The 25538-nt window shown below is 29.3% G+C and carries 19 protein-coding genes; 16 read left to right on the top strand and 3 right to left on the bottom strand.

Annotation, left to right across the window (positions count from 1 at the left end; genetic code table 4):
• Positions 1-109 precede the first annotated feature (109 nt).
• From ACT1UH_RS01885 to ACT1UH_RS01860, 6 genes are all read left to right on the top strand, one after another.
• Positions 110-2467 carry a putative immunoglobulin-blocking virulence protein gene (locus tag ACT1UH_RS01885; RefSeq protein WP_444704781.1) on the top strand — a complete coding sequence of 786 codons (2358 nt, stop codon included), beginning with the start codon at positions 110-112 and terminating at the stop codon, positions 2465-2467.
• Positions 2468-2499: 32 nt separating this feature from the next.
• Positions 2500-5295, top strand: a complete 2796-nt coding sequence (gene mip, locus ACT1UH_RS01880) for an Ig-specific serine endopeptidase MIP (protein ID WP_444704780.1) — start codon at positions 2500-2502, stop codon at positions 5293-5295.
• 567 nt (positions 5296-5862) lie between these two features.
• Entirely contained in the window at positions 5863-6015 is a 153-nt protein-coding gene (locus ACT1UH_RS01875; RefSeq protein WP_444704779.1) for a hypothetical protein, read from the top strand.
• A 123-nt stretch (positions 6016-6138) separates the two neighbouring features.
• A complete protein-coding gene (locus ACT1UH_RS01870) occupies positions 6139-6579 on the top strand; it encodes a hypothetical protein (protein WP_444704778.1) in 441 nt (146 codons plus the stop codon).
• An 11-nt stretch (positions 6580-6590) separates the two neighbouring features.
• Positions 6591-6875, top strand: coding sequence for a hypothetical protein (locus tag ACT1UH_RS01865; protein WP_444704777.1), 285 nt, complete (start codon positions 6591-6593; stop codon positions 6873-6875).
• Positions 6875-7711: a hypothetical protein gene (locus tag ACT1UH_RS01860; protein ID WP_444704776.1), complete on the top strand. Its 837-nt coding sequence runs from the start codon at positions 6875-6877 to the stop codon at positions 7709-7711. Before ACT1UH_RS01865 ends, ACT1UH_RS01860 begins: the two co-directional genes overlap by 1 nt.
• 171 nt (positions 7712-7882) lie before the next feature.
• Here the strand turns inward: ACT1UH_RS01860 and ACT1UH_RS01855 are convergent, their stop codons facing one another.
• Together ACT1UH_RS01855 and ACT1UH_RS01850 are read right to left on the bottom strand one after the other, a co-directional pair.
• Positions 7883-9253, bottom strand: a complete 1371-nt coding sequence (locus ACT1UH_RS01855; RefSeq protein WP_438340311.1) for an APC family permease — start codon at positions 9251-9253, stop codon at positions 7883-7885.
• Positions 9254-9805: 552 nt separating this feature from the next.
• Entirely contained in the window at positions 9806-9970 is a 165-nt protein-coding gene (locus tag ACT1UH_RS01850) for a hypothetical protein (RefSeq protein ID WP_444704775.1), read from the bottom strand.
• Between the two features lie 191 nt (positions 9971-10161).
• On the opposite strand from ACT1UH_RS01850, the gene ACT1UH_RS01845 reads away from it, so the two are divergent.
• A complete protein-coding gene (locus tag ACT1UH_RS01845) occupies positions 10162-10320 on the top strand; it encodes a hypothetical protein (RefSeq protein WP_444704774.1) in 159 nt (52 codons plus the stop codon).
• A 535-nt stretch (positions 10321-10855) separates the two neighbouring features.
• Here the strand turns inward: ACT1UH_RS01845 and ACT1UH_RS01840 are convergent.
• Entirely contained in the window at positions 10856-11296 is a 441-nt protein-coding gene (locus ACT1UH_RS01840; protein ID WP_444704773.1) for a hypothetical protein, read from the bottom strand.
• A gap of 343 nt (positions 11297-11639) precedes the next feature.
• Here ACT1UH_RS01840 and rplJ point away from each other — a divergent pair, with 343 nt between their 5' ends.
• The 9 genes from rplJ to ACT1UH_RS01795 all read left to right on the top strand — a co-directional run bounded on the left by rplJ (position 11640) and on the right by ACT1UH_RS01795 (position 24977).
• Positions 11640-12131: a 50S ribosomal protein L10 gene (gene rplJ, locus ACT1UH_RS01835; protein WP_438340307.1), complete on the top strand. Its 492-nt coding sequence runs from the start codon at positions 11640-11642 to the stop codon at positions 12129-12131.
• A gap of 44 nt (positions 12132-12175) precedes the next feature.
• A complete protein-coding gene (rplL, locus tag ACT1UH_RS01830) occupies positions 12176-12547 on the top strand; it encodes a 50S ribosomal protein L7/L12 (RefSeq protein WP_438340306.1) in 372 nt (123 codons plus the stop codon).
• A gap of 143 nt (positions 12548-12690) precedes the next feature.
• The gene (gene rpoB / locus ACT1UH_RS01825; protein WP_438340305.1) at positions 12691-16284 is read left to right on the top strand and encodes a DNA-directed RNA polymerase subunit beta; all 3594 of its coding nucleotides are present in this window, start codon (positions 12691-12693) and stop codon (positions 16282-16284) included.
• On the top strand, positions 16284-20744 hold the full coding sequence (locus tag ACT1UH_RS01820) for a DNA-directed RNA polymerase subunit beta' (protein WP_438340304.1): 4461 nt from the start codon (positions 16284-16286) through the stop codon (positions 20742-20744). The genes rpoB and ACT1UH_RS01820 overlap by 1 nt, the downstream gene beginning before the upstream one ends.
• A gap of 168 nt (positions 20745-20912) precedes the next feature.
• Complete coding sequence (gene rplU, locus ACT1UH_RS01815; protein WP_438340303.1) at positions 20913-21215, top strand: 50S ribosomal protein L21; 303 nt, start codon at positions 20913-20915, stop codon at positions 21213-21215.
• Positions 21216-21218: 3 nt separating this feature from the next.
• Positions 21219-21479 carry a 50S ribosomal protein L27 gene (gene rpmA, locus ACT1UH_RS01810; protein ID WP_438340302.1) on the top strand — a complete coding sequence of 87 codons (261 nt, stop codon included), beginning with the start codon at positions 21219-21221 and terminating at the stop codon, positions 21477-21479.
• A gap of 99 nt (positions 21480-21578) precedes the next feature.
• The gene (locus tag ACT1UH_RS01805; RefSeq protein WP_444704772.1) at positions 21579-22067 is read left to right on the top strand and encodes an MSC_0623 family F1-like ATPase-associated protein; all 489 of its coding nucleotides are present in this window, start codon (positions 21579-21581) and stop codon (positions 22065-22067) included.
• Positions 22057-23601: an MSC_0619 family F1-like ATPase alpha subunit gene (locus ACT1UH_RS01800; RefSeq protein ID WP_444704771.1), complete on the top strand. Its 1545-nt coding sequence runs from the start codon at positions 22057-22059 to the stop codon at positions 23599-23601. Before ACT1UH_RS01805 ends, ACT1UH_RS01800 begins: the two co-directional genes overlap by 11 nt.
• Positions 23601-24977: an MSC_0618 family F1-like ATPase beta subunit gene (locus tag ACT1UH_RS01795; protein ID WP_444704770.1), complete on the top strand. Its 1377-nt coding sequence runs from the start codon at positions 23601-23603 to the stop codon at positions 24975-24977. Before ACT1UH_RS01800 ends, ACT1UH_RS01795 begins: the two co-directional genes overlap by 1 nt.
• The last annotated feature ends 561 nt before the right edge of the window (positions 24978-25538 follow it).

The following is a 25538-nucleotide window of genomic DNA, read 5'->3' as shown; positions in this document are numbered from 1 at the left end:
TAACTTATGCTTATTTTTGTGTATTATTATATAAATTTTAGTATAATGTAGGTTAAATTAAAGGTTCATAAGATTTTTTTATGAATTGAAATTATTTTAAGGAGAAAATATGAAGCTTTTAAAGAGTAAAAAGAATAAGATCGTTTTATTTACCTTAGGATCAACAATATTAGGTTCAGCAATTATAGGTAATGCTATTTTTGCTGCTAACCAAAAGAATAAAAATGGTATAGAATTTAACAATATTTATGGTGAAAACTCTGAAATATTTCACAAAGGTACACCCGATGTAACTAAAGCTGATGTGTCTATAACTGATAAGAATTTAAAAGAAATTCCAAAACCTCCTGTTGTTGTGCCTCCACAACCCAAACCCGAACCAGAACCTATCCCAGTTCCTCCACAACCCAAACCCGAACCAAAACCTGAACCCAAACCACAACCAAAACCCGAACCAAAACCCGAACCAAAAACAAACCCAGTCCCCCTTCCACAACCCAAACCAAAACCTAAACCTATCCCAGTTCCGCCGAAACCTGTTCCGGTTCCACCGAAACCAAAACCAACTCCCAAACCAGCGCCAAAGCCTGCCCCTGCTCCTAAACCTGCCCCTACACCTAGAAGTGAAAGAATTACTATTACAATTAATGGTGTTCAGGTTCTAGCTGAAGTAACACCACCTCCAACTAGACCATTAGACCCTCGTGATGTTGCTGCAGGAATTACTAATAAAAATCCTTATGTAAATGAAATTGTTGGAAATGTTAAAAGTGTTGAAGTAACAGATGAGTTAAGAAAAGCAACTCTTAAAAAACTTATTAATAATAATGCAGATGGACTACAAAACTATTTCCCAAGCCTTATCGATGATGTACTATTTGAACCAAATGAATTGTTTGACCCTGATAGATATATTGAATTAAATAGTCAAGTATGAACTCAATTAATTGATAAATTCAGACGTCTTCTAGATAGCCCTAATGTTGTTAATTTCTTAAAAGAGGATGCAAAAAAAGAATATTTAAAACCTAAACAATTTAAGAGTAAAAATGTTAAATATGCTTGATTAATTAAAAATTTAGATTATTCAAAATTTACAAAATTAGGTAAAGGAGCAGAAGAATATTTAAAACAAGGTTATACTGCTTCTCCTAATAATGCATATATTAATGAAAATGGAGAAATCGACTCATATAGCTATTCACCAGCTCCTGGTTATAACGGCGAGATAGCTAGACGTGAAAGAGATAATCGTGACCGTCGTGCTTTTGGCATTGAGGGATATTTTGGTCGAAATCCAGAACAAATTCAAAATGGTGTATATCCAGGATGAACTAAACAAGATGTTACCCAATCTGAAAAATTTAAAGAATTCAATGTCGGAAATAATGATGGTATAACCATAACTGAATTAACAAGACAAAAACCGCAAGAAGGTAAGTTAAATAAAGGCTACATTGTGGAAATTGATGCTGCTAACTATGATGGTTATGAGAAAACTAAGAATTTAATTGAATCATTAAAGAATAAAGGTATTGAAATTACTTCATATCGTATAAAAAATATGGGTAAAAAAGATCCTAACCAAAAATTCAAAGATATTTTAAGAGCTTTACCTGATAACTTGCCGCAATTAGAACTTTTCTTTGATCATAGAGCAACTAATACATCAGCATTAGTCGAATTAGAAAAGAAAAACATTAAGGAACTAGCGTTATTTACCTTAGGTAATTCTCTACTTGATGATTGATCGATTAACCCATGAGCATTGCGTAATGTTGAGTGAATTAATACTATTGATTACAATGTTAGTTGAGATACAAGACCCGGAGCCGAAATTGCTTCAAGAATTACATTTAACACCTTAGCATTTGAAGAGTCTGATTTACTAAAAAATGAATCGGATCCGCAAAAGAAATATGAAAGAATTAACAATGGTTTAAGAATGGCTTATTACACTAGAAATAATGAAGGGATATTTCAAGGTGGGTTCGGCCCTGGTCTAAATCCAGATACCAATGAAGGTGGAAATAGTTATCCAACAAGAATCGATTTCTCAAGAGCTCCTTCTATCAGATCATTAAAAGGCTTAATTTTTTATGATTACATTAAATCATCAAATAAACCAAGAAAACTAAAAAATGCTAAATTCTTTAGTGATAAAGCCTGATACGAAATTAGTGGTGATGATTTAGATGGTGCACAATTTGACACCGTAATGTCACGCGGTGAACCTGGATTTCCTCCAACTAAAATTGAATTTAGTAATGGTAGTGTTACGCAAAATGTTAGATTGACAACTAAAGAAAATTTGACCAGTTCAGCCTTAACAAATTTAAGCATTTTAATTAATTTATCAGGAATTTCGAGGGAAGTTCAAGTTCCACAGGGGGCAACTGCATTGAAGAGTCAGCTTGAATCTAATGGTTACAAAGTAAGTTTTGCTAGTGATGAAGCATTCAACTAATTTTAGAAAAGTATGTAAGGAATCTTAAAATTATGAAATTAACAAAAAGAAACAAGGCAATTATTACTGCGTTTTTTGGAATGCCGTTACTTTTTTCTCCAACATTTGCATTGATATCATGTCAGGATGACATAACATCACTAAAAGACAACATTAAAAAACAATTAACCGAATTAGAGACATCTTTAAGAGAATTAAAAGATACCCGCAGTGATGCTAAACAATCGAGCGCTTATGCTGAAGGAATAAAAGTTCAAAAAGAAATTAATGATATTCTAACTAATGAAAGCAGTGGCGTATTTGATTTGCGTAAGGCTAAAAATAAGGCAGATCAAGCCATTAATGCCATAAAAAGCGAAATTGCAAATATTAAGGAAAACATTAAGAAAAATCAGTCTAGTGAGACACCGGACAAAAGCATAAAATATTCGGATGATGAATTTAATGATGATTTTAACAAATTAATTGTTAATACAAACATTGAAGATAATTTTGAACTTATTTTTAGTAACTTTTTAACAGGCAATACCAAGTCACAGCTATTTGCTAGTGAGCTGCAAAAGAATGTTTCTAATATAAAAATTAATTTTAAGGATGCAAATCTAAATAATAAAATCAACATATCAATTGAAGGTATTATTTTAGAAGATGACGCTAATACTACCGGAAAAGCTAAATTTAATGTTGTTTTTAAAAATAAAGCAACATTAACAAGAAAAAATCATATATTTGAATTATCAGGTTTAAAAACTTCGCCATTTAATAGTGATTCAAATGGTGATAAACCGAATAACAAAATTAATTCAACTCCAGAAGATAATGAAGTTTCAAAATATATTAGTTTAAGCCAAAAAGAGCGTTTTAAATATGATAATGATAAATACGTTGGTTCGCTAAAACAATATTTGGCTTTTTCTGCTGGTATTGATGATTGAACTAAATTAAGAGAAAATACTAAGGCAACTAGTGAACAAATTAAAAAATATGATGAAAAAGCAAAAACGTTAGGTCAAGATTCTTATGAAAATGCCGCATATAAAGGTTTTAGCTTGCCTTCATATAAAGCAGATGGCGAAGTCGATGGAATTGAACTATTTGAGCCTTCAGAATTAGGAAAACAACCTTCATGAGTTGATACGCTAGGTAAAAATGATCCCTTTAAAACTAATGGCTTAGCAAGAAAAATTGTTAATCAAAAATATCTTGATATAGCCAAACAGACTTTTACAATTGCTTTAACAAGAGCCAATGATTTTAAAGATGAAATAGCAAAAATTGAATTAGCTATTAAACATTGGCAAGATCCTAATAATGAATCAGAATTTAAAAAATTAATTGACAAAAAGGTTGCTGAATTAAAAGAACAAAAAGAAGCTCTAACAAAAGAATTAGATGAAAAAATTGCTAAGAACACTGATGTTAATTTAACTGAAAGTCTTCAAAAAGAAAAAGAAACTGAACTAAAAAAATATGATGACGCTATTGCAGAATATCAAAAAAGAACTACTAAAATTGAAATCCAAAAGCAACGAGAAGCTATTCTTGATTTAGAACTAAAAGCAAAATCAAAAAAACATTTAATTGGCGAAAATGGAACCACTTGAATTCTTGATTACCAACTTGATAGTAATGGTTATCCAACAAAATGATATTTAGGAACTAATTCTCACGTTGCAAGGGCATTAACTGATAATTTGACAAGTTTTTCAATTGCTAAGATAGACAATAAATTACAGGTTGGGCAAAGTTTGCGTATTTCTGAATTAGATGATAATATTACTCGCTTTTCGTTTGAAGATCCTAGTGCAATTAGAAAGGTTTTTGATGGAACTGACTATTTAAGATCTCATCCATCTGATTTCTTATCTGAGCGTCAAAAGAAAAAATATGCTGATGTGGAAGAATTTGTTGATTTTGCTGTTTTAGAAATTGATTTTACTAAGATTAATAAATATTATGCAACTTCAAATGACCAAGATGTAACTCAAAGATATCCAAAAGTCGGTAGTGAACATTTTGCGCAAAATTTAGCAAAAGAAATTACTAATGATTATGCTAATCACGCTGATAAACAAGTTAAATTTAAACAAAAATCATACTTAAGGGATTATTCAAAAATTGATTTTCCTCTAAAATCTACATTACCTAAAGATATAGATTTCTTGTATGCTGTAGGGTGACCTTCATCACGTGAGGATTATTATTTGAAGAAAGACATTGATGATGATCAAATTAAAAGAAAAAACAATAGTTTTAGCTTGTGAATTAATAGCGAATATGAATATTATGATGCAAAAATAACTAATGGCGAAGATGGTACACCTTCTTCATATTCAAAAGAAAAACTTGATCGAGGAAGTTTTCTTTCTTACCAAATTGGTTATCGTTCGTTTATTGATAAACCTGGTGTTTTAGATACATTTATAGCGGCTCCAAAAATTGGCGAAGATTTTTACTATGTTAATGGTAAAAGATATGTAAATATGGGACTAGCTTATATTCCACGTAGATATGCACCGATTGGTGGTTCTTCTGGAACTTCTATTCGAAATCAACATAATGAGCTAGTTTCAATATTTTATGCATCAAATATTTCGGCACGTGTCGGCCTATCGGTTGCTTTTAGATCTGAAGGTTATAACTATGATGGTTTATATGGCAAATATAATCTTCCACAATATGATCTAATTTATGGTGGTGGTAAAGAACAACAAAATTCATATCGTGAAGCGCTAAAAAAATTCTATTCAACCTCGGATTTTAAAACCAACCTATTTAAAAACGGATTGAGTGAAATACCTTCTGAATTTAAATTTAATAATAATTAAGAATTAAGCAAGAATTATTTCTTGCTTTTTATTTTCCTTTTGAGTTTCCCAGTTTTATTATACAAAAATAACAAATCTACCTAAATTTGATGTATATTTGTTATTTTTTAACTATCTTTTAACAACGTTTTTCATATCATCATAAATCGATCAAATGTCTTTTATTGTATTAGAATCCTCTTTTTTGTATTTCATAATTTCTTTTGTTGGGAGAATTTATATCAACCCTCTTTCTAGGCTTTGGAAAAATATCGACCAAATTAGATTCTTTTGACATGACTATATTAAATTAAAATGTTGTTAAAAAAATAAGAAAATAAAAACAACCTATACTATAAATAGTATAAACAGATTATTTGGTTTGAAATTCTGCATTTTTTATGCCAAAACTGGGAAATACAAAAAAATAATTATGAAAATATATGAGTATTTTAAATATAAATTTAACACTATTTCTTAAAAATAATACAATAAAGATATGAAGAAACAAAAAAGGAGAATATGTGAAAAATAAATTATTTAGTTTTTCTTTAGCTACGATAGCTAGCGTTATACCATTTACAATTAATGCCATATGAGGATACAAAATATATTGAGGAAAAGAAAGAAAGACAATATAAAGAAAAATTATCTTCATACTGTTTATATGATTTTATAAAATTAACTGGAAAAAAAGACACAAAAGTAAAATTTGTAAGTAGAAATTATCTAGATCCGTAAACAAATAAATATTCATATATAGTAGGATATGAGAAAGGTGGTTTTTCAATATTTGATCAAGAAAAAGAAAAAATAATAGAGGTTAATCCAAATTGAAACATATCTAATTTAAGTTCAGAAATCATGTCTAATGATAATTTGGTATATTACAGAGAAACCATCGGAGATATATCAATATTAAATAAAAATGATCGAGATAAATTAATGATAGGGGATCATAGAAGACCAAAAAAGAAGACTAATAACGAGAGCATAAATGAAGATTGAAAAAATAAAAAAGATAGCAAAAAGAGTAAAGTAAATTTCAATAATTTCAAATACCTTAATTTATTAGAACTGCAAAATGCAAAAAAATCGGAATATTCTAATCTTGGAATAAGAGATAAGTTGAATGGCTTTTTATATGCCGATAACGAAATAAATCATTCTTGAATTTTTAAAACAGAACCAAGAAAAACATTTGGAGAAAACGACACTTTTAATTATATATATGAAGAATGAGAAGGAATATGTGCATATATTATACTGTGAATCAAATGATGCTATACAATCATCATTTTTTAGGTTCTAATTACATGACGATAACAGAAAGCGATAAATATATAAACAAAAAAGAAGACTTTCATATTGATATAACTACATTAGGACCAGAAGAATGAAGCCCAAGACATAGAAAATCTCCATCAATAAAACTAAAAGAAGCAATGGGAAGTTATTTACCAGAAATTAAGAAACAATATCTATACGAAAATAAGTTTTCACCTGAATTGGAAAATATTTATATGATAGATATGTTAAAAAAACATGTAACTGGTGACGAAATGACAGAGTCACTTAAATTATGAGGATTTATAAAATAATGAAAAAAAATAAATGAATAAAAATAATAACTATCGTTCCATTTTTAAGTACTGTTTTATTATCTACAAGTTGTATAATTCACAAAATTGAAGATAATGAACAACATGAAGACATTATAAAACCAGGTGGGATTTATAAAGCTGAATACTCTCATAATCCGCTTTTATATTCAAAACTTCGCAATAAAGATAAAGGCGAGGTAATTAAAAGACCTTTTAGAAAAATAACTTTTAAAACAGAAAATAAATATCAAGAATTAATAGATTTTGTTAATGAAAATAAAGTTAAAAACTATTATATGCTTGCTATAAATGTGAAATTGGAAAATAATGATACGACCAATAAAGAAGGATACGAAAAAGAATTCAAAATTTGGCTTACAAAAGCTAAAGAAATTACATTTTTGTACTTTCCTCATTCTGTAAAATTGCTAATTCCAGATCAATTTAATAATACAAGTGATTATTTTGCATCTCCTCTCAAAAAAAATGAAGAATTTATAATACCGATTTCAAATGCAAGAACTATCAATGATGAAATGAAATTTAGAAATCCATTATATTTCGATACATGACAACCAGGAGAAGGGAAATGCCCCCTTTTAAAGATTTTAAGAAAAAATAAAATTAAGTATAGTGCAGATAAAACTTTGGATGTTATTGATGGATTCACAATATGAGTTAATCATTATCATGAAGAGGCCGAAGCATCTATTGTTTTTGAAAGATATTATCCTGAAATGGATAATAAAAGCGATGACGAATATATAAAAAAATACGAAATCGATGTAAGAAAATTAACTCATAAGAATAAACTTTTTACACTTGATTATTAATATTAAACCCAGCTACGTTCTGGGTTATATTTTTTATTTTGTTAATTCTTATTTAAATTGCAACATTTTTATAGTTTAAAAATGTTTATTAAACTTATGATTTTAAATTTATTTTTTAAGACCTAAAAATTCAAACCAGTAATCAGGAAAATTAGCAAAGTGATAATATAGCTATATTTTGAGCTCATAAGTTTTTGAAATATTTTTCTTTTTACGTCGTTTTACTGCTGAATATATTCCTCAAATGACAAAGCCAATCAACATTACACCTAGATAACTAGGTGCTAAAAATATAGTTCCTTTTGTGTATTCATCACCTACAATTGGAGGGATAAAATTAACTACTAATATAAAAATTATTAAAATAATAGACAAAATAAATATTGTAGTTTCTCATCAAGTAAGCCTAAATGTTCTATGTTTGAATGCAATAACTAAAATCGAAATTATTACTAAAAGATACTGCATTAAAAAAACCACGTTACCAGCATTAAGGATAAAACTAAATTGATCTTTTATGCCTAATGCATATGGTATTGCTGTAAAAATAATCATTGATATAACACTAAAACCTGTTGCAAATAATAATGCGTTTCTATATTCGCCATGTTTGTTTTTCTTGCCTAGTTTTGAAGGTAAGAATCCATCATGAGCTAAAGGAGCAACAATTCTTGAATAGTATATGTTTGCCGAAAGAGTGCTTGAAATTCTATTGAATAGTGTGCCTATCATAAAAATTATAAGCCCAGCTAAACCTCATAACGATTGAAAGAATTTTGAAAATGAAGTGGATTCACCAATAAATCCTTTTTGCAGTCCTAACAGTAAGAGATATAAAGTAAAGTAAATTGCAAGTACAGCAGCAAAAATTAGTAATAATATCTTTTTAAAGCGTTTTGTTTCTACGTTAGCGCTTATTCCTGCAAGACCTTCTGCACCACCAAATGCATAAATAAAATTCAATACATTTATAGTAATTATTGAGACTGAAACTTTGCTATTTGTCAAGATGTTATTAGCAAAATCGAGTGAACTAAAGGATAAATAAATACCTAAAGACACACCTAATATTATCGTTATTCATTTTACTGATGCGGAAAATAAAATAAATCATTTAGATGTCTTTATTCCAAACGTTGCAATTAATGTCAAAGAAAGAAAGAATACAAGAGAAACAATTTGATAGATTAATTGATGTGATTTATCAAATTCTGATAGCAATGTTGAAAAAAATAAAATGGTCGTGGCTGAAAAAAGCGGTATCTGTGAGAATTGATTCCAGCCATTAAAAAAGACTCAAAATTTATTTGCTGAAGCCTTTTTGGCATAAACATATGAACCGCCGGCCTCATTACCAAATGCTTGAGCTCCACGCGCAAATGCTAAAATAACACTAAAACTGATGAATGATGTTAGCGCAAAAACTAACATACCTCATATACCCTGAGCAATTATTCCTGTGATTGTTGTTATAAAACCAAAACCAACTATAAAATTAATACCATATAAGAAAAAACTTTTTTCACTAAATTTATTTTTCATTTTAAATACCTAATGCTCCTAATTATATACATTATTTGTTAAATATAAAACGAAAAAGTGCATCTTCACTAAATTTTATTAGAATAATTTTATGTAAAAAAAATGCAAAAGCATTCCTAAAAAAACGCGAATTTTTAATATCTAAGGATTTGAGAGTTGCATATATCTAATTGCTTTTTGTTTGCATGGATAACTAATCTAACATACAATTTCGTTCATTAAACTTTTAATTATTCTGAAAGAAATTTTGAGCTGCATTAGCCGACATCAGAAATGGAAATTGCTTAATATTATGCCGAACAACGTTATTAATTTTGTCCATCATGGATCAGGTTTCATCATTGCTGTATCAGTCAAATAATTTTTTCTTTTAGAATATAAGTTTATGTATATTCTCAATCTAACCCTTTTGAGATGAAGCAAATGCATTTGTGTTAAAAATTTGTTTGATACTCTTTATCTTGTCCAACATATAGCTTTCAGATCTGTTATCTATTCATAAAATGTTAATCTTAAAGTTAAATCTAGCAGCCAATTTTTTGATAGCTCTTTTTATTGCTCTAGCATTGAGTCTTGATATGATTGCATAAGATTTTTTGTTAAGCGATTTATCAAAGTTAATATGACTTTCTTTGATTTTATATTTCTATAGATTATATCCATTTCATAGTCATTCAAAGTTAATCAATCATTAATTTCTTTAGGTTGTTCATGCATTATTTTGCCAGCAATTTTTTCTTAGGTTTATGGCACTTAGATTTTGACCTAAATGATTTCCTATAGACTTATAAGTAAGTAAAATATCATATGGGATAATAAACTCATTTCTTTTTTTGAATTTGTATAGTGTTGAGGATGCGTAATAAAAGCATCTTTGTTAGATATTTTCTTAAATAAAGAGTTGAAAAATGAGTTTTATTCTTGATCTAGACAAAATCGAAGAAGATGAAAAATTTGATGGTTACTTTGTTTATGAAACATCAAGAAAAGATCTTAAACTTGAAGAAATTGTTTTAGTTTATCGCAAACAATATCAAATTGAAGAAAACCTCAAAACATTGAAATAATCACTAAAAATCTGACCGATATTTATCCGAACTGAAAAACATATTCGAGGGCATTTTTTACTAAATTTCATTGCATTAATTGTTTTATTTTACAATATTTGAAATTAATGAATTCTATCATCAACAAGGTTTTATTGAAAAATAACCAATACTAAGTTAATTGATTTTTTTAAAAGACTGTAATAAGTTAACTAAGTTAAGAAACGCGAAAATAATTGAAGAAAGATTTATTAACCCCGCTATTAATAAGAGCAATGAAGAAACTTATAATGAAATTTTAGAAATTGTAAAAAATTGTATATAAAAAAAAACAAAAAGTGTGTTTTGCTTGAAAATAATGGTCAATTTTACACTTTTTATTTTTGCTCAAAAACTTAAGAAAATCTGAAAAATGAAAAAATGAAATTTTTTCACATTTGAGTTTTCCATTCCCCCCTTAATACTTTATGTATTAAGGTTTATTTTAATTTTTGTTTTATTCTAGATTTGCATCATTACCACTAACATGTATTACTTCTCTAATAATAGTGGCCTCTTACTGAGTGTTGATTTGCGGATTTTGTATTGTTTGATTGTTTTTTTGTAACAATTGTCCACATAAACTACAATAATTTCCATTATTTATATAAATTTTTGCTTTATTAAAATTTGTTTGTTCAGTCATAGCAATAATTAAACCTATTAATCCTAAAAGTGGAAGAAATAACCCGATTATCATTAATATTCTAGCTGCTGATAAACCTGTTTTAACCATAGCTATAAAATAAAATACTAAACCTATAATATTTAATATCAACGCTGGTCCCAAAGGTAAAAAAGGTAAAATAACAAATATTTCTTCAAATATTTCTTCATTAGAATTAGATTTTATGTTAACTAAAGCTAAAAACAAAAACATAACTAAGGCTATTGTTAAAAAAAGCGCGCCAAAAATATATATTATAAAAGATGTAATTGCTGCATTTTTACCTGTCATAATAAAATCCTTGTATTTTGTAAAAAAGTTTCCATTCCAATTTTTTTTGTTTGCTACAAATAGATTGAAAAAACGGAAGAGTCAAACACCAAAAAACGCTTGACTTTTGTTTTGACTCCTATTAAAATATAAATAATCAAAATAGAAAATGAGTCAAAATATATTGTATATTATAAATACACATTAAATAATGGAAAATTATGATAATGATATTAAATTTTTATTTTTTCTATGATATAATGCTTTTGCAATATATGAAGACAGTAACGGCAAACGCTTAATAAGTTACCGAGTATGCTTGACTATTGATATTGCAAAAACATAATTTAAAATAGGAGGAGAAATGAGCGCATTAAGGGATGCTAAGGTCTTAGTGGTTGATGAAATTTCTAAAAACCTAAATCAGTCTAAGGCTTTATATGTTGCTATGTATAAAACTTTAGATGTTAGTTCGTTGCAAGCAATTCGTAGAGAATTGGCTAAGTATGGCGTTTTAATAAAAGTTTATAAAAATCGTTTAGTTAAACAAGCCTTATTATCAACAGAACACAAAACATTAAATGATTATCTTGTTGGCCAAAATATATTTATTTTTGCTAATGAAGATGACTTAATCACACTAAAAGCATTAGCTAAATTCAAAAAAGAATACCCTGCCTTACAATTGGTCGCTGGTATTTATGAAAACAAAGTTGTTGATGCAAAAAATCTTGAAGAAATTTCAAAACTTCCTTCATATGAAGAATCACTTATGATTCTTGGAAACTCATTGCTTGCACCAATTAGAAATCTTGCAATTGGTCTAAATGAGTTAGTTAAACAAAAGGAAATGTAAAACTTAATAATCAAAATATAAAATAAAATTTTAAGGAGAAAAATATGGCTAAATTAACAAAAGAAGAATTCGTTTCAGCATTGAAAGAAATGAATATTAAAGAAGTTATGGAACTTGTAGAAGGACTAAAAGAAGAATTTGGAATTGATCCTAGTGCTGTTGTTGCTGCCGCTGCTCCAGCTTCTGCTGAAGTTGTTGAAGAAAAAACAACATTTAATGTTACATTAAAATCAGACGGTGGAAATAAACTTGCTGTTATTAAGGCAGTTAAGGATTTACTAGGTTTAGGTTTAATGGATGCTAAGAAATTGGTTGAGTCAGCACCTGCCTTATTAAAAGAAAATGTTAAGAAGGAAGAAGCAGAAGAATTAAAGGCTAAATTAGCTGAAGTTAAGGCTGAAGTAGTTTTAGACTAATAAAGATAACATAAAAAACTGGCTTAAAAAGCCGTTTTTGTGTTTTTTATATAATAATAATATGCGCATACATGCGTATGTGTAAACTGTTGTAAATACTTTGAGTATATTTTAGTAAATTTAAACAAAAAATGAGGTTAGATATGAACAAAAAACCAGAATATGTTTTAAGAAAATTTGGACCGGTTACCGAACGTAGAGATTATTCAATTAGTCAAAAGAAATTCGATACTCCTGATTTCTTAAAAATGCAAAGAGACTCTGTTGAACAATTTTTAACCAAAGGTGTTGAAGAAGAATTGAGAAACATATATCCAATTGAATCACGCGGAAAAGTAAGGATTGAGTATATTGAAAATTCTGCTACTTTTGAATATCCTAATAAAACTGAATTTGAGTGTATTAAAGAGGCAAAACAAAAAGGTTCTTCATATCAAGGTAAGTTAAAGGCTAAATTAAAGCAAGTTAATGAAGAAACAGGTGAAGTTACACCTGCTGAAGTTGTTTTTGCTGAAATTCCTATTATGACATATGGAGGCTCATTTGTCATTAATGGTTCAGAAAAGGTTATTGTCTCTCAATTGATTCGTTCAACTGGTGCTTACTTTGGAGTTAATGTAAGAAATAAACAGGCTAATGACTTGTTTAATAAAGTTGAAATTATTCCTCAAGTCGGTTCATGAGTTGAAATATACCACAAAACTACTTCATCTAACCCGGACACCGTTAAGGTGCATATCGATAAAAATAAATCATTCTTATTATCTACCTTTTTGAAAGCACTTGGTTTTACTGAAAAAGGTATTAAGAAAATGTTTGGTGATATTCCAGAATTAAATGAAACTTTACGAAAAGATAAAACATTAGGTAATACTGATGAGGAAATTACAAGGGATGCCCAGGAAACAATATATCGCTTAATTAGAAAGGGTGATAGAATGACCGCCGAATCGGCCCGTAATTTAATTCCATCAACTATTTTTAATGAAAAAAGATACAGTTTAACTGAAACTGGTCGTTTTACTTTGAACCGTAAGTTAAATATCGCCGAAAGATTAGTAAACACCTATTTAGCTGAGCATATCATTAATATGGATGGCGAAGTTAAGTATGAAAAAGGTTTGTTAATTACTTGAGAAATAGCAAGAAAGATTGCGGAGGAATTTAGATTAGGCATTCTTCCTTTGTGAAAATTGCCTGATGTTGATCCTTCAGTATATGGTAATCAATTGGATATGCCTGGAAATGAAAAACTTGCTTTGCGTTTATCTGTTCCGAGGGTATGAGTTTATCCGACAGAAAATGACATGATAAATGACATTAATAAAGTTCAAGTGCTAGGTAATGATCCTAATTCAACTGAAAACTTTTTACTAATTCCTGATTTAATTGCAACAATATCATACTATTTTAATTTATTGTTTAATATTGGTGTTGATGACGATCCTGACTCATTAGTAAATAAAAGAATTGTTACTATTGGTGAGCTTTTGCAAAATCAATTTAGAATCGGTCTAATTAAATTAGAAAAAAATACTCGTGAAAGAATTTCAACCAAGGAAACATCAAAGATTACGCCAAAGAATGTAACAAATAATAAACCAATATTTAACCAGTTTAAATCATTTTTCAATACATCAAAACTTTCGCAATTTATGGACCAATGTAATCCGTTAGCTGAAATTTCGAACAAACGTCGTATTACCTCGCTGGGGCCAAGAGGTCTAAACCGTGATACCGCTCAATTTGAGGTTCGTGATGTTCACCCTACCCATTATGGAAGAATTTGCCCAATCGAAACTCCTGAAGGGCCGAATATTGGACTTATTCTTAATCTTGCATCATTCGCAGACATTGATAAATACGGATTTATTAAATCGCCATATTTTAAGGTTGAAAACAAAAAGGTAGATTTTTCAAGTCCGCACTATTTAACAGCCATCGAAGAAGCTGGGTATACATTTGCGCAATCAACCGTCAATATTGAAAATGATATAATTGTGGATAAAATGGTAATGGTTCGTCGTGATAATGAATATCTTGAAGTCCCAGCTAATGAAGTTAATTTTGTTGGGGTTTCAAACCGTCAAATGACCTCGATCGCTGCTTCTGCTATTCCCTTTTTAGAAAATGATGACGCTAACCGGGCATTAATGGGTTCTAATATGCAACGTCAAGCTGTACCTGTATTATTCCCTGAAGCTCCATTAGTTGCAACTGGTGTTGAAGCTGATATTGCTAAATATTCCTCAACAAACATTATTGCTAAATATGATGGTGTGGTATCTTATGTTGATGCTAACGTTATTATCATTAAGAGAGATGAAAGCAATAAGAAAGATGAATACCATTTAAGAACTTTCGAGAGATCTAATCAAGGTACCTTAATTCATCAGGTTCCATTAGTTAAGGTAGGTCAAAGTGTTAAAACTGGAGATTTACTGGTTGACGGTCCATCAATGAAAAATGGTGAAATGGCATTAGGCAAGAATGTTTTGGTCGGTTTCACAACATGACATGGTTTTAATTATGAGGATGCTGTTGTTTTATCAGAAAGACTAGTTAAGGATGATGTCTATACTTCGATTCACATTGAAGAACAAACTATTCAATTTAGACATTCAAAAGCCGGTGAAGATATTTTAACAACTGATATTCCTAATGTTTCAAACCACTCAAAGCGTTTCTTAGATGATAATGGTATCGTTAGAGTTGGTTCTGAAGTTTCTGCAGGTGATATTTTGGTTGGTAGAACATCGCCAAAAGGTGAAGAAAACCCAACTCCTGAGGAAAAACTGATGGGAGCTATCTTTGGACAAAAGACTGCTTCAAAAAAGGATACATCACTAAAAGTTAAACATGGTCATAATGGTACAGTTGTTGCTGTTGATGTTTTAAGTCGTGAATTTGGTGATGTTCTAGAAGACGGTATTGAAAAGATTGTTAAAGTCTCAATTGCCCAAAAGAGAAAAATTAAAGTTGGGGACAAGATGGCAGGTCGTCACGGTAATAAAGGCGTTGTTTCCGTTGTTTTACCAGTTGAGGAAATGCCTTATTTAGAAGATGGTACTCCACTGGATATTGTTCTTAACCCTCAAGGTGTTCCATCACGGATGAATATTGGACAAGTTTTAGAATTGCACCTTGGCTTAGCTGCGCAAAAATTAAATACAAAATTTGTTACTCCAACATTTGATGGAATTACTCATAATCAAATTAAAGAAATTCTTGAAGAAGCAAAAATTAATCCATCAGGTAAATCTGTTGTGTATGATGGTCGCACTGGTGAACCATTTGATCAACCAATATCGGTTGGGATAATGTACTATTTAAAACTATATCATATGGTTGATGATAAAATGCATGCTCGTTCAGTTGGACCATATTCATTAATTACGCAACAACCGCTTGGTGGTAAGTCGCAAAATGGTGGGCAAAGATTTGGGGAAATGGAAACATGAGCCATCGAATCATATGGTGCAGCAAATTTATTACAAGAACTATTAACATATAAGTCAGATAATATTAATGGACGTAATCAGCTTTATAACTCGCTTGCAAGAAAAACAAAGTTGCCAAAGCCAGGTATGCCTGAGTCGTTTAATGTTTTGGCATATGAACTAAGAGGTTTGTGCATCAAACTTGAAACTCATGATGATTCACGAGAAGAAAATGAGCTTGAATATGAAAGAATTGATACTAAATATCAACAAGATTGAGATGGGGGAGCAGAATAATGAAAAACAATGCAAAATTCGATTTATTAGATGAATCAAAAATTAGAAAAATTTCTTTATCATTAGCTACTCCTGAGGATGTTGAATCTTGATCGCATGGGGAAGTTACAAAACCAGAAACTATCAACTATAAATCATATAAACCTGAACGTGGTGGTTTGTTTGATGAAATTATTTTTGGACCAATGATAGATTATCGTTGTCCTACTTGTGGTTATAAATATAAGAAAATAAATGAAGGTTCATATTGTACAAGAACTGATTTGTGTCGTAAAGAAAATGTTCAAATCTTGCCTAAAATAGCACGTAGAAATCATATGGGGCATATTAAGTTAAATAGCCCTGTTGTTCATTTTTGGTTTTTTAAGGTTGACCATTCAATTATTTATAAATTATTAGGTTTAAGAATTTCGAGTCAAAATTCATCTGAAACAGTTAGAAGAGAGGAACTTGAAAATCTTATTTATTATAAAAATCATATTGTTGTAGAAGATGGTGGACTTAAATCATTACCTAAAAACTTAATAATCGAAATCAATGATGCTGCTGTTATATATAAAGAAGCATTGGATGAATTATTAACACGTTTTGATCCAAAAAATCCAGACCATAAAGAAGCTTATGATGAAATTTCAGAAACAATTGAGCAATTGGTTGAAAAAGCTACTTCAAAAATTGGTCAAGAATATGGAATTGACTTTTATGAATTAAATGATATCATCCAACATTACTCAGACGCAAAAATTATGACTGGGGCAAGAGCTATTGAGTATCTATTGAAGAATTTAGATCTAGTCGCTGAAAAAGCTTATGTAACAGAGCAAATTAATCAACTCAATTTACAAGAATCTAAAAATCCCGAAAAGTTTGCAACTACTACTAAACAAAATAGGGAAAAATTATATAAAAGATTGCAAGTTATTAACGCTTTTATTGAATCAAAACAATCGCCAACAAATATGCTAATTTACAATTTACCAGTTATTCCAGCTGATCTTAGACCATTAATTCAATTGGATGGTGGTAGACACTCAACAAGTGATATAAATGAGCTATATCGTAGAGTTATTATTAGAAATAATCGTTTACAAGAATGACAAGAAAAAGATGCTCCTGAACTCGTAACGCAAAACGAATTACGTATGGTTCAAGAAGCCGTCGATGCTTTAATTGATAATCAAAGAAGAACCCCTAACCCTGTTTTATCAAAGGACAATCGTCCATTTAAATCTATTTCAGATGCACTAACAGGTAAAAAAGGACGTTTTAGACAGAATTTACTTGGAAAACGTGTAGACTATTCTGGTCGTTCTGTTATTGTTGTTGGGCCAAATTTAAAGATGCATCAATGTGGTATTCCAAGAGAGATGGCTGCAAAATTATTTGAGCCATGAATTATTGCTCGTTTAATTGATCAACAGGTTGCAACAACTGTTAAAAATGCTAAGAAAATAATTGAAGATCAAAATCCAATTATTTGACCTCATGTTGCTGAAGCAATTAAAGGAAAATTAGTACTTCTTAACCGTGCTCCTACGCTTCACCGTTTGTCTATTCAAGCATTTGAACCGGTTTTAGTTAGAGGAAAGGCTATAAGATTACACCCTTTAGTATGTACCCCTTTTAATGCCGATTTTGATGGTGACCAAATGGCTGTTCATGTGCCTATTTCGGAACAATCATTATTGGAAAGTCGTGAATTGATGCTTGCCAATAAAAATATTCTAGGCCCTAAGGATGGAGAACCTATTATTAATCCTTCACAAGATATGATTTTGGGTTTATATTATTTAACAATTGAACAAAAAGATGCTAAGGGCGAAGGAAGAGTCTTTGACAATTATGATCACATGATAAGGAACCTTGAAGCTAAAAAAGTTTCTTTACATGCAAGGGTAGCATTACCTGCTGAAGAGGTAAAGAACTCCAAAATATTTAATAAAAATACAATTAATCAACAACTTTATGTTATTTCAACAGTTGGTAAATTTATTTTTAATAATGTGTTTCCAAAAGATTTTCCTTTTATCTTTGATAATAAAGTAATAAAGGCAATTAATTTAGAGGAATATAAGAATGAGTTTAATAAAACATATGTAGTTAAAGCTGGTATAAATATTCCTGAATATATTAAGACCTTACCATTGCTAGATGCCTTTAATAAAAAGAATATTGCCAAGATTATTCGTTACATGTTTGATAACTATGTTGCAACAATAAGCATAGCGGAAGTTGCTAGCGTTATTGATAAAATTAATGATTTGCAAGATTCAGATATTGTTTTAGAATTTCTAAAATTAAAAACCTACAAGGGCCAAAATCTTGAAAGAGAACATGCAGATTTATTGACTGAATTTGTTTTAGAAGAAAAACAAAAATTAAATTTAGAAAATGAAGAGAGATACCGCGGACAAATTCATATTCCATTAAGTGCTAAAGAGAAAGCCAAATTGTTAGACAAGGTTTGATTTAAATATACAAATATTGTTGCTTCTATTCTGGATGATATTAAGCAACTTGGCTTTGATTATTCAACTACTTCAGGTATTTCTATTTCCTTCTCGGATATTTTAGAAACTGAAAAGAAAAAAGAATATATCGCTGAAGGTGATGAATATATTGCTAAATTAAAAAATTATTACAAATTAGGTTATATAACTGATGATGATAGATACTCGTTAACTATTAAAAAATGAGCTGAAATCAAAGATAAAATCCAACAAGAATTGCAAACAATCATTAAAGAAAATCCACAAAACCCAGTTATCACTATGATTAACTCAGGTGCTCGTGGAAACATTTCGAACTATGTTCAATTAGCTGGTATGCGTGGACTGATGGCTAACAATACAAAAACCACTAAAGCTGATGCTAAAAATGATAGGGTTGTTCGTTCGACCGTTGAAGTTCCCGTTAAATCATCATTTATCGAGGGCCTAACCGCATTTGAATTCTATTCGTCAACCCATGGTGCTAGAAAAGGTCTTACTGATACTGCACTTAATACTGCTAAATCAGGTTATTTAACAAGAAGATTGGTTGATGTTGCTCAAAATATTGTGGTTAGAGAAGAAAATTGTGGTTCGGAATATGGATTTTTAGCTAGAAATATCATTGATACTAAAACAAAACAAATTATTGTATCTCTAAAAGAAAGAATAATTGGTCGATTTTCAAATAAGCCAATTTATGATAAAGAAGGTAATTTGATTTGTAGCCGAAACATCCTAATTACTAATAAGATAGCACAAAAAATTATTGATGCTGGTATTGAAGAAGTTGAAATTAGATCGATCCTTGGATGTAATACCCGTAATGGTGTATGTAAAATGTGTTTTGGTAAGGACTTAGCAACAAACCGTGTTGTTAATATTGGAGAAGCAGTAGGTATCATAGCTGCTCAATCAATCGGTGAACCTGGTACACAGCTAACTATGCGTACATTCCATACTGGTGGGGTTGCTGGTGTTGAAGATATTACTGGTGGTTTTACTAGATTAATTGAATTAATTGATGCTCATGAACAACCATGAGGTAGACCAGCAACAATTTCGCCATATCAAGGTATTGTAGTTGATATTGAAAAACTTGAAAAATCTGATAACGATTATGTTGTTTATATCGAAATTCTGAATAATAAAAATCAAATTGAAACTAGATCTATTTTAGTTAATACTAATAAGAAATTAAGAGTTTCTATTGGTGATGATGTTAAAGTCGGCCAAAAGCTTTCAGAAGGCCCAATTATTCTAAAAGAGTTATTAGCACTAACTGATGTTAGAACAGTTCAAAATTACTTACTAAAAGAAATTCAAAGAATTTATCGCATTCAAGGTATTGCTATTAGTGATAAATATATTGAAATTATTATTAGACAAATGATGTCTAAAATTGTTATTAGTGATCCCGGAGATTCAAAATTCTTTGCTGGTGCTATTGTTGATATCTTTGATTATCAAGAAGAAAATTCGTTATTATTATCTCAAAACAAAATTCCAGCATATGGAAGTGTTGTTATTAAAGGTGCTAAACAAGTTCCGCTGTTGTCTGATTCGTTTTTGGCTGCCGCTTCATATCAAGAAACTTCGAAAATTCTTGTTAATGCTGCCATTTCTTCTAGAACAGATAATTTAAGTGGTCTAAAAGAAAATATTATTGTTGGAAAGAAAATCCCTTCAGGAACTGCACTATATTCATTTGAAGAACATTCTAAATACGATATTAAACCATCGATTAAATACTTTACAAATTTTGATGAAAATGAAGAACAAGACGATATTGAATTAGGCGATGAAAATATGATTGATTTAGATACTTTGACACAAGAATATGATGAAGAAGGTCTTAGTGATAAAGGCTTTGTTAATGACTTTGCTGATGATTTTTATGACAATGAAGATTTTGAGACTGATGATAATGAATCAGAAGAATTTGATGATAATAAAATAGATTACGAATAATTAATTAGAATAAGGACAAGGAATAATTTCCTTGTTTTTTTATTTTGCCGAAATATACGCAAATTTGTGGTAAAATAATCAAGTTACTTATAGAGTAACCATTCTAAACAGGTTTTTAAACTTTTTAAAAGTACCTCAAAGATGTGACAAAATATAAGGAGATTTTAAATGTTTGCAATTATCGAAACAGGTGGTAAACAATTAATCGTTAAAAAAGGCGATTCTATTTATATCGAAAAAATCGATGGAAATGCAGGGGACAAGGTTGTTTTTGATAAAGTTTTAGCAGTCGAAAATAAAATTGGAACTCCATATTTAGAAGCTGCTTCTGTTTTAGGTATCATTGAAAAACAAGGGAAAGCAAAGAAAATTGTTGTTTATAGACACAATGCTAAATCAACTCATAAACGTAAATTAGGTCACCGTCAACCTTATACAAAAGTTCAAATTGCAGAAATTAAGGAGAAATAAGACATGGCACATACGAAATCTGGTGGAACAACCTCGAATAGTAGAGACTCGGCTGGTAGAAGATTAGGCGTTAAGGCTACTGATGGACAATTTGTAACAGCCGGAAGCATTATTTATAGACAAAGAGGAACAAAAATCTTTCCTGGCAATAACGTAGGCAAAGGAAAAGATGATACATTATTTGCTTTAATAGATGGTATTGTAAAATTCGAAAATAGAATTAATAGAAAATTTGCTTCAGTATATCCTATTGTAGAAAAATAATGGCTTTGCTATTATTTTTTTATTATCAATTCCTAAATTATTAGGAAATTATGGTTATAATAATGTTGTTTTATTATTTAACTTATTTTAAGGAGAAAAATGCCTGAAAAAAAATCTATATTAATAGATGGAAATAAAGATAGAATTTTGTTCTGGTTTGAAGATCAAAAAAATCAAAATGAAATTAAATTAATTGATTTTAATAAACTTATTTCAACTATTTTATTTAAAGGTAATTTTAATACAAAGGATTCCCGTGTAATTGACTTTCTAGAGAGAATTAAGAAATCACTTATGGATTATCTACCTATAAAATTTGCCAATTTTATTGTTAACTTCGAAGAAAACGCTATATTTAGCATTTATAAAAAAGTTCCATTAATTTATGCGAATAATGAAGAATTTGAATGAAATAATGACTTCGAAAAATTATATAATGAGATTCTTAAGGACCTAATAAAAAATGGATATTATGTTGAATTCTTGCCTAACATTATTTTATATTTCTCAGACATAGCAGGAATTTTGAAGTTATATATTAAAAAAAGTTATTTTATGAATAATAAAGGAGAAGAAAATGGAAAATAGTAATGCTAAACCAAATAAAAATCCCAAGATAATTTCTATTTTTGGTTATATTGTTGAAGTATCAGGACAATTTCCTTATGAACAAGGACAACAATTTGTTTGTGAAAGAGATACAAATATTAAATTAATTCTTATTAGTGCTACAAATGATCACGCGTTTTTATTAGCTAATAATGAAAATAAAGAGTTAAAAATTAATGATACAATAATCGCTACCCAAAAGCGTGATGTATTTACTTCAAAACAACATTTTGGAAATGTAGTCGATATTTTTGGTGATGTTGTTTTACCTAAAAAGCTTGCTGTTGAAAAACAAAAAAATGATCCTGAAAGTGCCACATTTAAACTTGCTCATCAATTAATGAGTGTTCAAACATTAAATGAGCAACTATATACAGGATTCACATCAATAGATTTATTAATTCCTATCGGAAAAGGACAACGTGAATTAATTATTGGGGATAGACAAACCGGAAAAACTCACATAGCAATTAATGTTATCTTAAATCAAGCAAAAACCAATACCAAGTGTGTTTATGTTGCAATTGGACAAAAAAGAGAAAGCATATCTAAAATTTATAATGCCTTAAAAGAACATGATGCTTTAAAAAATACTATTATTGTTGATGCGCCTGCTACTAGTGCATACGAGCAATATCTAGCTCCGTATGTAGGTATGGCACATGCTGAAAACATTTCATTAACTGATGATGTTGTTATTATATTTGATGACTTAACAAAGCATGCTAATATTATTCGAGAAATTGCTTTATTAACTGATAAGCCTGTTGGTAAGGAAGCAATGCCCGGAGACATATTTTTTGCTCATTCACAATTATTAGAACGTGCTGGTTCATTTAAAAATAGAAAAACAATTACTGCTTTACCAATTTTACAAACTATTGATGGCGATATAACTTCATTAATTTCTTCTAATGTTATATCAATTACTGATGGTCAAATTGTAACTAGCGCTGACTTATTTTCTCAAGGTGTTTTACCGGCTATCAATATTAATTTATCAGTTTCAAGAACTGGTTCATCAGTACAAAATAGAATTATGTCAAAGGTAGCTTCAGAAGTAGGTAAAATCTTTAAACAATATAAGAGACATTTAAAGCTTGCTGCTCTTGATTATGAATTGAATAAAGAAACCGCAACATTATTGTACAAAGGAAAAATGATTGATAAGATGTTTATCCAAAAAGGATATACATTATATTCGAATAAATTTGTTTTATTGATGTCTAAACTAATTTCATGAACTATATTACATGGAATTAAGGATGAAGAAAAAGCGCTAAGATTTATCGATCTTTTAATTGAAACAAATCAGGAAGCTAAAAATGCTTATAATACTATGCAAACAAGTACAGATTATGATGATAAGATTATGAAAAACTTTTTTGCATATGCTTTAAAACAATATTCAGATTATTTAAATTTAGGATGAGATGTTGAATATGAACATGAGTTTGTTGAATTTAGTAAGGAATATTTAGAATTAGTTGCTAAAAAGTTAGGAGATAAATAATGGGAAAAATAGTTAAATTATGATCTGACATTATTGAAGTTAAATTTAATAAAAAAGAGTTGCCATTAGTTAATCAATTACTAACAACGAATGACGGCAAAACTTATTTATTGGTAAAAAGAATTATTGATGAGGAAACAATTAGAGCTATTATTATCTATTCTTCAAAAGAAATTAACATCAATGATGAAATTATTAATACCAAACAAAGTTTTATGGTTCCAGTTGGTTCAGGTTCCAAAAATAATATCTATTCATTTGAGGGAAAACCGTTACTTGAAAAACGTGGAACAAAACCTATATATATTGAAATGAATTCAATTATTAACAACGATCGCTATCTAGAGAGTAATCTAGAAATAGTTGAAACAGGAATTAAGGCAATTGACTTCTTTATGCCAATTATTAAAGGATATAAATTGGGTATATTTGGTGGCGCCGGTGTTGGTAAAACTGTTTTAATGAAGGAAATTATTTTTAATGTTAATAAAAAATCAACAAAGACTTCAAATATTTTTATTGGTTCCGGAGAAAGATCACGTGAAGCTATTGAATTATTTGATGAGTTAGAATCATCAAATTTAATGAAGAATTCAGTAATGTATATTTCAAAAATGAATGAATCACCAGGAGCTAGAATGTCGATTGTACCAATTGGTATTACAGCTGCCGAATATTTAAGAGATTATGAAAAAGATGATGTCTTATTATTTATTGATAATATTTATCGTTTTATTCAGGCTGAAAATGAGGTTTCTGCTTCATTGGGTAAAAAACCTTCTGTAGGTGGTTATCAATCTACATTAGAATCAGATGTTGCTAATGTTGAAAATAGATTATTTAGAAACAAAAATGGATCAATAACATCATTCCAAACTATTTTCTTGCCAATGGATGATTTAAGTGATCCATCAGCCGTTGCAGTATTTAACCACCTTGATGGTAATCTTGTTTTATCGCGTAATCAAACCTCAAAAAATATTTTCCCTGCTTTTGACCCTCTAGCTTCTTCATCACACTCTGTTGATGAAAAAATTATTGGTAAAGCACACTTTGACGCTATCATAGAAACAAAAAGAATTTTAAAAGCATATAAAGACCTTGAAGATGTTATTTTGATTCTAGGATTTGATGAATTAGATGAACAAAGTAAGAATACAGTTAAAAAGGCTCTTCAATTGGAAAATTTCTTTACTCAAAACTTCTTTATGACTGAACACTTTACAAAATCTCCTGGTGTTTATGTTTCGTTGGAAGATACGATAAAATCTGTTCAAAGAATTTTAGATGGTAAATATTTAAAACAAAGTCCCGAAATTTTTGCTTATGTTGGTTCAAATCTAGATATTCCGACTGATGAGGAATTAGGATTATAAAATTACTTGCTTTTGTTGAACATAGATAAAAAATCCAGTCACATTTGTGCTTGGATTTTTTTAATTAGTTGCTAATAGGAAATAGCTAAAAGAAAAAAAGAAGAAGAAATAAGAGGCTTGAGTTCTTTGTTTATTGATTATGTAAAAAAAAGAAATTGTAATAGAGATACGCCAAACATTGTGTTTCATATATTGAAACATCAAAAAATTAAATTATATTTATTTATCAGTTGTAATTCATCACAAAACAAATAAAATTCTCAATTAAAATTTATTTTCAGTAAATGATCTAGATTTTGTTATTAAACATATGTTAAAAAAATGGCTTTTTATAACTAAAAACTATTGTAGAAAATTATAATAAATTGATATAACAAAAAAGATACAGTTGTCATTAAATCAAGAAACTCGACATACGCTTTTTTGGAGAATTTGACAATAAAATGTGTTTTTAAAAAAATGGCTATGTTTATTGTAGGGCATTTTTTGTTTTTATGTATGATTAGCTATTAACCCCTTTACTTCTTAATAAATTGATGTAAAATATTATTACTATATTTT

Source organism: Mycoplasma sp. 332 (genome assembly GCF_052378275.1).
GTDB lineage: Bacteria > Bacillota_I > Bacilli_A > Mycoplasmatales > Metamycoplasmataceae > Metamycoplasma.
The sequence above is the reverse complement of the archived record's forward strand: the minus strand, read 5'-3'. Positions and strand labels throughout refer to the sequence as shown.